The sequence below is a fragment of the Candidatus Wallbacteria bacterium genome (genome assembly GCA_028687545.1).
Taxonomy (GTDB): Bacteria; Muiribacteriota; JAQTZZ01; order JAQTZZ01; family JAQTZZ01; genus JAQTZZ01.
Genome location: JAQTZZ010000002.1, coordinates 144,287 through 158,144 on the forward strand (window position 1 = coordinate 144,287; position 13,858 = coordinate 158,144).

Annotated in this window: 4 protein-coding genes; 1 reads left to right on the top strand and 3 read right to left on the bottom strand. The window is 49.3% G+C overall.

The annotated features are described in order from the left end of the window. The first annotated feature begins 6 nt into the window (after window positions 1-6). A complete protein-coding gene (locus tag PHW04_01550; GenBank protein ID MDD2714557.1) occupies window positions 7-3,330 on the top strand; it encodes an SPASM domain-containing protein in 3,324 nt (1,107 codons plus the stop codon). Between the two features lie 189 nt (window positions 3,331-3,519). Here the strand turns inward: PHW04_01550 and PHW04_01555 are convergent, their stop codons facing one another. From PHW04_01555 to PHW04_01565, 3 genes are read right to left on the bottom strand one after another with little or no spacing between them, the layout of a single operon-like run. Continuing rightward, window positions 3,520-4,680 carry a glycosyltransferase N-terminal domain-containing protein gene (locus PHW04_01555; protein ID MDD2714558.1) on the bottom strand — a complete coding sequence of 387 codons (1,161 nt, stop codon included), beginning with the start codon at window positions 4,678-4,680 and terminating at the stop codon, window positions 3,520-3,522. Continuing rightward, the gene (locus PHW04_01560) at window positions 4,667-5,485 is read right to left on the bottom strand and encodes a lysophospholipid acyltransferase family protein (GenBank protein MDD2714559.1); all 819 of its coding nucleotides are present in this window, start codon (window positions 5,483-5,485) and stop codon (window positions 4,667-4,669) included. Before PHW04_01560 ends, PHW04_01555 begins: the two co-directional genes overlap by 14 nt. After that, complete coding sequence (locus PHW04_01565) at window positions 5,485-13,455, bottom strand: tetratricopeptide repeat protein (protein MDD2714560.1); 7,971 nt, start codon at window positions 13,453-13,455, stop codon at window positions 5,485-5,487. Before PHW04_01565 ends, PHW04_01560 begins: the two co-directional genes overlap by 1 nt. Window positions 13,456-13,858: the final 403 nt, after the last annotated feature.

A 13,858-nucleotide genomic window follows, 5' to 3' on the forward strand; every position in this document is an offset into this window, starting at 1 on the left:
GTGTGCGTGAATTTAAGAGAAATCGAGATTCTTCAGTTTGCAGTCACTGACCGCTGCAATCTCAAATGCATCATGTGCCATCAAGGCACGCTGGAGTATCAGAAACAGATAAAGCGTGATTTCAGCCTGGACCTTTTCCGGGGAGTGCTGGACGACATGGCCGGAAACGGCTTCAGTGCAAGGGCGCTTTATTTTTTCTGGAACGGGGAAACGTTTCTGCATCCGGATTTTCTATCAATGCTTCACTATGCATACAACCTGAATGCAAAAAACAGGATCTTTGACGTGGCTTATTTGAACACCAATGCAGGGTTGCTGGATCCTGAAAAATCCGATCAGCTGATTTCCATCCTGGACAGGAGCGGCTCGAATGTTCTCAGCATCCTGAATTTTTCGATAGACGCAGTGAATGAACAGACTTACAAAGCCATCCGCAGGGGCGGGAATTTCAGAAAAACAGTGGAAAACATCAAGTATCTGGTCAGGAAAAGATCTGATTCAGGGTTGTCCAGCCTCTATTTTATTTTCCAGATCATAGTGCAGCCCGGAAATTTCAATGAAGTGGAGGATTTTTCTGCTTACTGGAGCGGATTCCTGTCGGAACTGAAATTACCGCATGAAATTGTAGCGCTTGAGGATCTGTCGTATCTGGAAATAAGTGAGAAAAAGAAGCATTTGATTAACATCAGGCCTCTTCTGACCAAGGGAATTCCTGACTTCGACCGCAAAGCAGCTGGAATCTGGAATTACTGGAAAAATGTTCTGATCCGAAGAGAGCGGGAAAATCCCCAGCTTCCGGAAATACCGGATGATCGATGTTACATCGTTCCGATTCCAGAACTCAATCTGGCTGCTTTAGAAAATCAGGCACCGCAAAGGCGATTCCTAGGCGGAACATACCTGCGGAAAAATCCCTGCCCCTACCTATTTAAGACCGCGTTGATCAAACCTGACGGAGAGGTTACTGTCTGCTGCCGAGACCCGTTCCACCTGGGGAATCTGAACCAGAACAGATTTTCTGAAATCTGGCTCTCCCCTGATTCTGATAAAAAGAGAAATCTGAGTTTGAACTTGGACTTTGCCGCACTCTCTCCTGGTTGTGTCCATTGCAGTGATTGTGATGAATCATTCTGGAAAATGCTTTATCTTCCTGAAATCAGTAATTTTTATCAAAACAATCCTCCTGAGCAAGTTGTTTCCTTTGTAAGAACTCTTCCGGAAAAAGAGCAAAAACTGATCCTGGAGAAAGCTCTCTTTTTTTCCGAATCCGGTGATATTGCCTTGGCAGATCGCCTGTTTTCAATGCTCGATGATTCGGCGATCAATTTGATCGCCCGTGCCTCTTTTGAAGTCAAAACAGGGAAAACCGGGGAAGCGGTAAGAGATTATCTGAGACTGCTTGAATATCCTGAGCTGAAAAACCGGGGAGAGATTTTCCTCTCAGTGGCGATTCTGAAAATCAGGGAACATAAAAATGGTGAAGGTCTGCACTGGTTGGACCAGGCTGAAAATTTGATTCCTGATCACCCAAAATTGATTGAACAAAAAGCCTATCTTTTAATGTCCGCTGAACCGCAAAAAGCGCTGGAATATTTTCTCAGACTGGCCGCTCTGGCTGATAAATCCGAAAAGATCAGGATTTATCTGAACTGTGCTCTACTCTGCTTTAAAACTCAAAATTCCGAGAAAGCCCTGGAATATTTGTGTCAAGCAGAACCGTTTCTTCCGGAAAACATTAGTGCTCCCGAAGATCTGGCCATCCGGGCATATCTGCTGGAAAAATTTGGAAAAACAGATGATGCGGTCAGGGATTATCTGAAACTGCTTGATTATCCGGATTTGAAAAACCGGGGAGAAATAATGCTTTCGCTGGGACTCCTAAAACTCGGGATCCAAAAAAATGATGAGGGGCTGTATTGGCTGAATCAGGCTGAACAATTGATTCCTGATCACCCCAAACTGATCGAACAAAAAGCCTATCTTTTGATGTCCGCTGAACCGCAAAAAGCGCTGGAATATTTTCTCAGACTGGCCGCTCTGGCTGATAAATCCGAAAAGGGACGGATCTATCTAGCTTCCGCGTTTCTATCACAAAAAATGCGAAACCCTGAGAAAACCCTGGAATATTTGAGACAGGCTGAGCCATTTCTTCCGGATGAGATTGTTACTGGGGAAGTGCTGACCCAGAAAGCACATTTACTGGAAAATCTGGGAAAAACTGAAGAAGCATTCCAGGCATATCTGAAATTAATCGAAAAAAATGGCCCGGCGACAGGAGAACATCAGCTCAAAGCCGGATATCTTGCACTGGAATTGAAAGATGAAAAGCAGGCATTGACCTGCTTTGAGAGCGCTTCCAGATATTGCACCAATGAATTGAGAATTAACGAAGTTCTGGCTTCCTTATACCGTAAAGAAGGAGATTATTCCAAATCCTGCTGCCTATTTCTCGGTTTGCATAAAAAATTCGGAAGCGAGCATTATCTGCTGGAATTTTTACGGACCCTCTCCCTGCATCCGGAAGTAGTGCCTTTATTTAGTGATGATTTGACTGATCTGGATAAAAGTGCCACTGAATCTGAAGCGCTTTTTCTTCTGTTCTCACTCAACCGCTCCCTGAATCGGACTGAAACCTGCTTCAAAATCACAGAACGGCTGTTATCTGAAAAGGCCGCCAGTCCATATGAAAAAGAGTGCGCTTTGTTTTCAGCAGAGTATTTTTCAGCAGCCGGCAATTACGCTGCTGCCCTTTTCAGGCTGAAAAAGGGGAGAAAGCAGATTGATCAGCAGACTTTTAATTATCAGACAGGTGAAATCCTTAATAAAGCAGGCAAAAAGAGACTGGCACTTAAATATTTCAGGAAGCTTGGTGAAGCCGGATTGGAACGCACCCTGGCTCTGCTTGATTCCATGGACAGATCTCTGGAAGTGCTGGAACTTTGCCGAAATCTGGAGCTGATTCAAAAGAACTGGGGTAAAGTGAAATTGTATCTCTTGTCTTTATGGAAAACAGGAAAATATCAGGAAGGCATGCAAGTGTTCAATAATGGCAATTTTGACAAAAATGAGGAATATTACAGGCTGCAGGGTGGATTTGCGCTTAAAACAGGGGAATCTGAAACGGCCCTGGCAAGTTACGCGATGCTTGAAAATACGGCAAAAAGCGAGAAAGACAGGTTGGAGTTCCTGGAAACCGAGGGATACATTCTCAGAAAATTGGGCAGGAAGAGAGAGGCCTTGAAAAAATATTACCGGATTTTGAAGTCGTCTGGCCGTAAAATTCATGCTCTGAAAGCCATGCTCTGCACGTTTCTTCCAGGGAAAAACTGAAGTTTCTATACCATGTACGGTAAATTTTGGTGGTGTGCAGCCGGATGTTTTTCGTGGACAATGATTTGTGGCGGGTCCTGTCTCTGCGTTACCCTTTTCTTTTCTTCGGTGGGCTCAGAAAATTAAAGGGTAACTCCGGCCACCCCACAAGGTTTCAGAAGAATAAATTGGAAAATTTACCCGCACGAATCACTTTCTCAATATCTCAGCTTCCAGCGCCTGATATTTCTTCATGTTTTCATAAACAGCCAGATCAAAGCCATCCCAGTCGGGCATCACAACTGACTCCAGCGCTGAAATAAGTTCAGCCGCGTCACTGATTTTCACTCCGATCCTGAGCCGCTCCAGCAGTTCAGACTCGATTGCGAAATTCCGCATGAACGGCCCGTAAATCACCCGGCAGCCGGCCTGGGCCGGTTCCAGGATATTGTGGCCTCCCAGATTGAGGAAACTTCCGCCCACAAAGGCAAATTGAGCCCTGCCGTAAAATTCAGCCAGCACTCCCATCCTGTCGATCAGCAGAAAGTCGCCATACCAGTTTTCCCCTGAGCTTAAAAGTTTGCCTGTAAAACCAAGATTCGACGCGTCTTTCAGCACCTGCCTGCAGCGTTCCACATTGCGCGGTGCCAGAGCTACCCTGAAGCCCTGCTTCCTGATTTCCCGCAAGGCAGCGAACAGGACTTTTTCATCCTCAAAATGCGTGCTGCCTGCAATCAGCAGTTTTTCCTTATGCGCCACTTTTACACAGCCTGGCAGGAGCTTGAAATTCACAGGCAGCCGGCAGATGATGCCCGCTTCGTTCAGAAATCTCTGATTAAGTTCGTCTTTGGGATAGACGTTCCCATTTTTCAGACAGATTCTGTAGAGCGAAAAAAAGCGCAAAAGCTGACGATTTGCGTTAGAGAGGCGCACATTCAGCCAGAAAAGCGGGATATAGCGTTTCTTTGCAGCCAGCATCAGATTCGGCCACAGGTCCACTTCAGAGACTACTATTTTTCTTGGTTGGACTGTATCAAGCATTTTCCCGACTGCAAAGGAGAAGTCCAATGGCGCGAGCATCACTCTGCGCGTCAGGTTTTCCCAGTTTTTCTTCAAGTGAGCAACTAGCTCTGTGTCAGGAGACAGCACCAGGCAGGAGCTGGCTCGCTCGGCCATCCCTGCAATGTTTCTGAATTCCCCGAAAGAGACAGTAAAAAAAACAACTGGTTTATCAAGTTCAGGGTAATCCACAAAACCCAGCCAGGACTTGAAATTCGCGAAGCTGATCAATTCCTTGTTGTATAAATAAACCAGAATCAGCGGAGAACAAAGCAGCAGGAAAAAAAGATAGGCAAGATCAATCAAGGCCATAGGTACGCTTCTTAAATCTGTCGTAAAACAACTGCCACTGTTCAGGCACTTTCCTGACAACCTGGTCGTAGAATTCAAGGTATCTGCGACTTTGATCCTCAACCGATTCATCCGGATTGGCTGAAGTCAGATTCTCAAGCACAATCCTGTGAAATCCATTTTTTTTCCGCTTCAGGTAAATTCCCACTACAGGAAGCCCGTATCGCTTTGAGAGCCTGGCAGGCCCTGCCGGGAATGACACATCGCATCCGCACCAGGAGAGCCTGATCCCGTTCGGTCCTCCGTCATGGTCTGAGATCAGGCCCAGCACTTCCTTTTTCCTGATCAGCCTGAGAACCCCCAGAATGTTGTCATGGTCGATCAATCTGATTCCGACCTTATCCCTGTAACTGTTCAATATTTTCTCCTGCAGTTCGCTTCTGGCGCGCAAGTAGATCGAAGTGAGCGGCAGCCCGTATGCCACCAGAGCACCTCCCAGCAGTTCCCAGTTTCCCAGATGCATTGAGAGAAAAATCATGGCTTTCCCGCTGCTGCGCGCTTTTTTCACCAGTTCCTGATCGAGCTCGTCAAAACGCACGATCCGCCTGATCTGATCCGGAAACAGGCTGAAATAAAAAAGTTCAAAGAGCAGCTGCCCCTGCTGTCTGAAAAATTCCCTGACAGTCTTCTGAAGCTTAAATTCACTGATGTCAGGGAAAAGAGCCCGCAGATTCCGCTCAGGCACCTCGGCCAGGGAGGGGGCGCACCGATAAACAAACAGCCCGATAAGCCGGGCTGTTGAACTTCCAATCCTGTATAAAAGCATCACTCTTTTTCAGCTTCCAGGTCTTTCCAGAAGGTGGTATTGACACGCTTGGGCTTGAGCATTTCCTGCGCTTCCCTGGTGATCTCGCTGTCTACAGGAGCCAGGTTGACGACTACGATGAACTCTGCCACAGCCTCGTCGATCATGCCTTTATCGCGGTAAGCTTTGCCAAGGTAGAAATGCGCATTGACATTGTTCTCGTCCAGAGCGATGATCCGTTTGTATTCCAGCACAGCGTCGTCCAGTCTGCCCTTCTTCAGATAGAGGGAAGACAGGCTGAAATGGGCATCCAGGTTGCGGCTGTCCCGGCGCAGGCCCTCTTCCAGCATCTTGGCGGCTTCCTCGAATCTGGAAAGCTCTTTATAAACTTCTGCCAGCATGAAATAACCCTGGGCTCCCTCAGGCATCAGGCCGATCACCTTCTGCAGTTCTTCCAGCGCGTAATCGTACAGTTCGCGGTCCAGATAGATCTGGGCCAGCATGTTATGCGCCTCAGTTTCCTGGGGATTTTCGCGGATAATGTCCTTGTAGGCGGTGATGGCACGGTCGTAAAGCTTCTTGTCCTTGTAGATCCTGGCGAGCGACAGTCTGGCCTTGAGACTCACAGGCTCCACTTCGATCGCTTTCTTGTAATATGAGATCGCTTCCTCCATCATACCCTTGCCGACGTAGAGGTCTCCAAGATAGATGTATGGTTCGGCCTTGCCAGGTTCGATCTTGCGGCATTTTTCCAGCACCACGATCGCATTGTCGTTCATCTTGAGGCGCAGGAAAAGCTTGCCCATTCCCATGTGAATCCTGTAATCCTGCGGCCGCTTTTCCGAGAGCTTCTGATAGATCTGCCTGGCTTTCTCGTCCTCGTTCAGCCCCTCGTAACATTCCGCCTCTTTCCTCAGCAGTTCCTCGTCGTCCTCCCGCTCCAAGAGCAGCTTCTGGAAATAGCGCAGGGCTTCCTGGAATCTGTTCTTCTTGAAATAGATGTTGCCGATGATTTCCAGTGATTCCTGGCTGTCCGGGAAATTGCCGAGCACTTCATGCAGGAGAGGCAGGGCGTCATCCAGTTTGCCGATTCTCACGTAGCAGCGGGCGAGGCGGATCTTCAATTCGTGATCCTGAGAGACTTCCATCGCCTTCTTGATCTCAGCCACAGTTTCCGAAATCATGTCCCTGCTGTAGTAGATGTCTGCCAGGAGTTTGTAAGCTTCCACCGAATTCCTGGGGTAATATTCCTTGATCTTGGAAAGCACAGTCACGGATTTCTCGAAATCACGCAGATGCCAGTATGTTTTACCCATCCAGAGCAGCAGATCAGGGTCTTTTTCCTTCAGCTCCCTGGCTTTTTTAAAATAGTCCAAAGCTCCTTCTGGATTTTTTTTAGTTGCTTCGATCGTGCCCAGGCGGTAGAAGGCTTCGAAGGAATTGGGGTCGAGATAGAGGAGTTTCTGGTAGAGTTCTTCCGCTTCCTTGAAGCGTTTCATCGAGAGATAAACCTCTCCCATTTCCCGCAGGAATTCCTGATTATTCATGCGCAGGTGGACAGCCCGCTCGAGACAAGGCAGGGCGGCCTTGAGGTCACCCCTGCTGCGGTGGATTCTGCCCATTTCGAAATAGGCTTCCACAAAATTGGGGCTGACTTCGATCGCTTTCTGGAAAAGGCGGATGCTGTCCTCAAGAAGCTTCCGCTCCAGATAAATCATGCCCAGATAATAATATGCTTCGGCCCGGTTGGGGTCATTCAGAACTACCTGTTCCAGATGCTTGAGCGCCAGGTTGAAATCGTGTTCCTGGTAATAGATTGTCCCCAGCTCGAAGAAGGCGTTGATATCTTCCCCGTTCTTTTCAAGATATTTCTCCAGGTTTTCCTTGGCTTCCGAAGTTTTACCCATGCCCTTTTCAAGCAGTGCCAGCCTGTAGCGGGTGTCCTTGTAACCTCCGGTCATCTCGATCACTTTCAACAAATTCTGATACGCCTTATCCGGCTTGCCGAGCTTCTGATATACATAACCTGAGAGGTAATACGCTTCAGGCTCGCCGATCGACAGATTGCGGGCTTTTTCATACTGCGCGATGGCCTCGTTCAGCATGTGGGCTTTCTCATAAGCAGTTCCCAGAGTGATCCGCAGGTCGTAAGAAGCCTCGTCGAGATAAGTGGCTTTCTCCAGGTAGGAAATGGCTTCGTCGATCCTGTCGCGCTCGATCAGGATCTTCCCGATGTCGTGCATGGCAGGCTTGAATCTCGGATTGTACTGGATAGCCCGCTCCATGTTCCTGGTGGCCGCGTCCAGCATGTTCTGCTGCCAGTAAATGCGGGCCAGCCAGTAATAAGCTTCGGCCGTTTCCGGCCAGCGCTCGATCAGACGCTTGAAGAGCGACTGGGCGGAATCGTATTTTTTCTTTTCGAAATAGCATTTCGCCAGCAGCAGGTTGGTTTCCCTGTCGTCAGGAGTCAGGCGTGACTGCTCGTCCAGAAATGGAATGGCATCATCGATCTGGTCCTCTTTCAATCTGAGCTTTGCCAGATACAGATTCACCTGTTCAAAAGCATTGTTTAAAGAGTAAACCTTGCGGAAGAGGTCGGCGGCTTTATTCAGATCGCCAAGTTTGAAGGAGATCAGCCCGAGTTCGTAATCCACAGTCGGAGTGCTTTCCTTCTCCATCTGCCGCAATTCCTGAAGCTCGATCTCAGCTTCGCTGAAACGCTCCTTTTCCCGGTAGAGTCTGGCAAGATAGATCCTGACTCTGGGTTCAGCGGGAAGCAGTTCTTTCAGTTTCTGGAATTTGAACAGCGCGTCCTCGAAATCACCGTTGTAGTAGTGGGCTTCCCCGAGATTCATAAGAATTTCAGGGGTTTCCTTCCTCTCCACGACAGCGCGATATTCATGGACAGCTTCTGCATATCGTCCCATCTTGAAATAGACCTGTGCCAGCCTGCTCCTTACCCCGACGTCGTCGGTATTGAAATTCAAAGCTCTGCGCAAGGATTCCTTGGCTTTCTCATTTTCGTTCATAGCGATGAAAATTTCCGCTTCGATGGACAGAAGTTCGGCGTCCTTATCACGGGCCGGAACAGGTTCCAGGGTTTTAAGGGCCTGATGGGTGTTTTCACTAAGCAGATAGGCTCTGGCAAGCAGCTTGCGGCCTTCACAGTCCTGCGGGCAGATCTTCATGAAACGTTCCAGTTCCAGGATGGAATTGGCGTAATCGCACTTGGCGAAATAGCTCTGCGCAAGCAGCAGGCCGTAACGCGCTTCCCCGGTATTTACCATCAGCTTGCGGAAAAGTTCCACGGATGTTTCCAGGTCTCCCCTTGCTCTGGCGATCAGTCCTCCCAGTTCCTCGATCCGCTGCTCTCCGGCTCCCCCTGCCTTTCCGAGCCATTCGGAGGCCTGCTCGAAATTTCCCTGCTTGTAATTCAGCAGCGAGAGGTAATATTCGGAGCCTGCATCAGGAGATTGAACCAGCACAGCTTTGAAATCAACAAGGGCCTGATCGTATTCTCCGTTCTCGAGATGAATTTTCCCGATCTCCAGATTATTCTTGCACTTTTCAAAACAAAGGAGCGCTTTTTCCCGTTCGTTGCCCGCAAGATACAGCCTGGCAAGTTTTTCGAACATCTCAGGGGGCTTGTCGCCGGGAAAATTTTCCAGCGCTTTGACCGCACCGGTAAGATTGTTCTGCTCTTCCATGATTTGTGAAAGCATCATCCGCAAGTCCATCTGCACCGGGGATAAGAAGATGGCACGTTCCAGCAGGAATGCCGCCTTGTCCAGCTTGCCGTCCTCCCGGTAAATCATGGCCAGAAGCTGATAAGGGAGAAAATTGTCAGGTTTGAGCGGGATCACTTTTTCCAGGATCTTCTCGGCTTCCCGCTTGAGCTTCCTGTCGAAATACGCGGCTGCCAGTTCGGAGAGGAGGGTAAGATTTTCCGGATCCTTATGCCTGGCCTTTTCCAGGATGGAAATGGCATCACCGGCCCTTTTGTCTTCCCTGAGCATCCGGCCGAGTTCGATGTATGAGTCCAGATAGTTAGGCAGATTCTCGATCAGTTCCTCCAGGATCTTCCTGGCTTCTTCCCGTTTGCCGGCCAGCTGATAAATCCGGGCCAGATTGTAACGCGCGCTCTCATGATACGGGTTGAGCATCAGGAGCTTTTTCACGGCTTCTTCTGCCAGGTGATAATGTCCCTGCTCGAAATAGATCCGGCTCATGAACAGCCAGGGATCCTCGCTGGACGGATGATGGCTCAGATATTCCTCGAAATCCTTCTGCGCCAGCACATGTTTTTTCAGATTGAAATTGATCTTGCCTGAGAGCAGGATATATTCAGGGTTGGGGTCAGGGGTTTCCCTCAAAAATTCCACTTTTTCCGCCGCTTTTTCGTAATTCCCGGTTTCAAGGTAGCAGACTGTCAGCAGATAACCGACATCTTCTGAAACCCGGTCCAGCTTCTCGGCTTTCTGCAGGAAGGAAACCGCATCCCCGTGACGCTTCTGATCGATCAGAATCCTGGCTGCATCGAGCAGTACCGCGAGTTTCTCCGGAGCAAGCTCCACCGCCTTATCCAGGGACTTTCTGGCCAGATCGTGTTTTTCCTGACAGGCCAGCACTCCGCCGAGCATCAGGTAAGCCTGGCTTTCGCGCTTGTCTTTACAGATTTCCCGTAGAATCTCCTCAGCCTTGGCATGGCTCCCCTTTTTCCAGTATGCATCGGCCAGTACCATGCCTGCGGAATAATTCCCGGGCCAGAGCGGCCGCAGGAGCTCAATCACCTGGCCGAATTCCTTCCTGGTCAGATAGATTCTCCCGAGAAATTCACGGACTTCAGCGTTTTCGGGCTCGAATTTCAAATATTGCCTGAAGTTCGCTTCGGCCTGGACGAAATCCTGTTTGTGATAATAAATCCTGCCTGCCTGCAGGAAAGCCTGCTTGAAGCTGGGATTCAGTTCCATCACTTTTTCCATGGCCAGCAGGGCATCCTGCTCTTTGCCAAGTTTCTGATAGACCTCGCCAATTTCAAAATAGGCCTGATATGAGGAAAAGTCGATCTCGACAGCCCTGTGGAACTCGTTCAGAGCCTCTTCAAACAGACCCTGTTCCTTGAGTATTTTTCCCAGGTAAAAGTAAGCGTCAAAAAACTTCGGCTGATGAAGCAGGGCTTTCTGCAGAAGTTCCTTGGCGTCATTGAGCATTTTCTGTTCCTTGTAGACCATGGCCAGCCCCAGCAGCGCCTGGAAGTTTTCGGGTTCATTGTCCAGAATGGACTTGAAGAGCAGGTTGGCTTCAGTCACTTCGCCGTTGGCAAGATATGCCTGCCCCAGTTCCAGGTAAGCGCCGAAATCGCTCGGAGTTTGAGAAATTGCCGTTTTGAACGCTACTATCGCATGAGAAAGCTTGCCGCGCAGCCTGAGTATCTTTCCCAGCAGGTAATGATAACCCGGGACTTTTCGCTCTTCAGGGATTTCCCTGATGATGCGCTCAGCATCGACGACCCGGCCCAGCTCGAAATATGCCCGGACCAGTTTGAGCTTCAGCTCAGGGCTTTTCAGACCGGAGGGCAGGCCTTCCAGGAAATCGACCGCCAGCAGGTAGTTGTTCATCTCAATCAGGCAGTCGGCTTTCCGGGAATACACCTCACGGTCGGATGGAGAAATCTTCAGCGCACGGTCGTAAAGTTTCAAAGCCTCGTCGAACAGTTTCCGCTTCCTGTACGCGCTGCACATGCACAGGTAAGCATCAACGCTTTCAGGCTTGATCTCCAGAAGTTTCTTCAAAATGGAAATCCCGTCGTCAAAATTGCTGTTCCTGAAAAAGGCTTCAGCCAGCATCAGATGGAATTTCTCATTTTCCCTCTGTATGCTCAGTGCTTTCCCGAGATATTCGGTGGCCAGTTCCAGCCTGCCTGCGTTCAGGTTCGCTTCACCAAGACAGGCATAAATCTCTGCGTCCCGGTCCTTTTCCTCGATCCTTTCCAGGTATTCGCAGGCGTCCTGCCATTTGGAAAGTTTGAGGCTGATGCTGCCAAGATTCCTCAAGGCTTCCAGGCATTCCGGAGCCTTAGCCAGCACGTCCCTGAAACAGGCGTAGCCTCCTTCCAGGTCGTGTTCCTCAAGCAGCAGCTTCCCTTTGAGAAGCAGCGGATTATAATCGTCAGGCTTGAGGGTCAGGCATTTTTCGATGAAACGTCCGGCCTTGCGGTAATCTTTCTGACTGCCGGAAAGCATTGCCAGAAAATAATAGGCATCCGCATTTTCTTCGATTTCCAGGATTTTCTTAAGGTACTGTTCCGCCTGCTGAGGCTTTCCGTTCTGAAAGCAGACCTCAGCCAGTTCAGAGAGCAGATTCAGATGCCTGCTCCCGGTATCGAGCGAGACGGCCTTTTCCAGGTAATAGATCGTTTCCTCGATCAAACCCCTCTCACGGGAAATCTTTCCGAGGTAATAATAAATCTCATTCTGGTAGGGATTGAGTTCAGCCACTTTCTTGAATTCCAGAAAGGCTTTTTCCAGGTCTTTCTGCTCAAAATAAGCCTTGGCGAGATAGAAATGCAGCCTTTCATTGAAGGGTTCATATTCAAGGGCTTTCAGCCACTCGCGGGTTGCTTCGCCGGTCTTTCCCTGTTCGTAGAAAGAGAGCCCCAGCTCGAAATAACTGCGGAAACTGTCCAGCCCCATGTTTTCCAGAATCGAGGAGGCTTTCTCGCGCACGAGCTGGGATTTGTCCTTGAGTGCTCCGATGAGAGCTTCGGTGGCTTCGCTGCTGCCTATCCCGGCCAGGGCTTCCACAACCGCCACCCTTACTTCTTCCTGCGGATCAGACAGATATTTCATCAATTCAGGTACTGCTTCCTTATACCCCATGAATTTGATCGTGTTGATAGTTTCCACCCTGATGAAAGGTGAAGGTGATGACATTGTATTCAGGAGCAGCCGATAGATTTCTTCGCAGGGAAAATTCCGGAGAGCCTGGAGTGCGACTTTTTTCAGCTCCAGGTCATCGCTTTCCAGGGCAGAAATGAAGATGCCCTTGCTCTTCTCGTCCCCGATTTTGATCAGGGCGCTCAGGATTTCCTTCTTCACTTCCCGATGGGTATCGTTGAATGCGTTGATCAGTGCTTCCTGTGTGGTTTCCAGGCCGAGCCGTTCCAATGCCCGGGCTGCATTCCTCCTGACTTCCCACTGGTGGTCTGCAAGGGCTTTGACCAGGTTGGGGGCAGACTTTTCGTCTGACAGTTCACCCATCGCCCAGACGCAGTTTTTCCGCACATCAGGGTTGGAGTCCTCCATAGCTCGGATCAGAGCGTCGACAGCTGAGGAATTGCCAACTCTACCCAAGGCACGGGCTGCCAGAGAACGCACTTTACCGTTCTGGTCCTTGAGGGATTCCAGGATCGCCGGAATCGCCCGCTCGTCTCCGAGCTGAAAGAGCATTTCCAGAGCCTTGCTCCGAAGCTGCGGGGCCGGATCATTCAAGGCGGCGATCAATGCATCGATTGAGCGCTTGTCATGGAAGACTTCCAGAGCTTCCAGCACCTGGCCTCTGACTTCCCGGTTCTCATCCGACATGATCTGCAGCAATGGTTCCAGAGCCCGTTCGTCGCCAATGTTCTTCAGGGCATCGATTGCAGTTTTGCGTACATCGCTGTTCTGGTCTCTGAGCATCGGCAGCATGCATTCGACGCTGCCCTTGTTCCTGAATTCTCCCAGAGCCCTCGTGGCTATGATCCGGATTTCTTTGTTATTCTCCCGGAGAAGCTGCTCCAGAACCGGTATGATTCTGGTGTCTTTCAGTTCCAGAAAAATCTCCACCACCCTGACTACAACCTGCTGGTTGAGGGTTGGGAGCAGCCTTTTAATGTCTTCGAAATAGTCCAGCAGCCTGTTCTTGCGAATTAATTCCAAGGCTTCGAGTTTATCCAGCAGGGACGGACTTTCTAAACCCTTGATAATCTTTTCTTGTTCAGCACTTTTCATCTATCCCCCAACTTTTTCAAATACAAAATGGTTTACCCTTCAGACAGACCCGCTAATGATAATTAATCAGGCTTTATTTTGTCAAATTAAGTAAAGAATGAGCATTGAAGTAGAGACGCGCCATGGCGCGTCTTTACCCTCGGATGTTGCAAGAAATTTGCCGACTCAACAATCAGATGTGTTTGAATACCGGTTTCAGGGCATCAATGGCCTTGAAAAAAAGTTCCACCCCGACGAAAGATACGATCAGCGGGAGAAAAATGCAGAGCATGACCAGTAAAAGCAGTTCCATCTTATCCCCTTGCCTTCGGCAGCTTTTTTTCTGAACTGAGTTGAGTATCTGAGACGGTATCAAGTATTGCCGTCAAACTCAGGAATTGTTCAGACATTCTGCCTGAAGAAT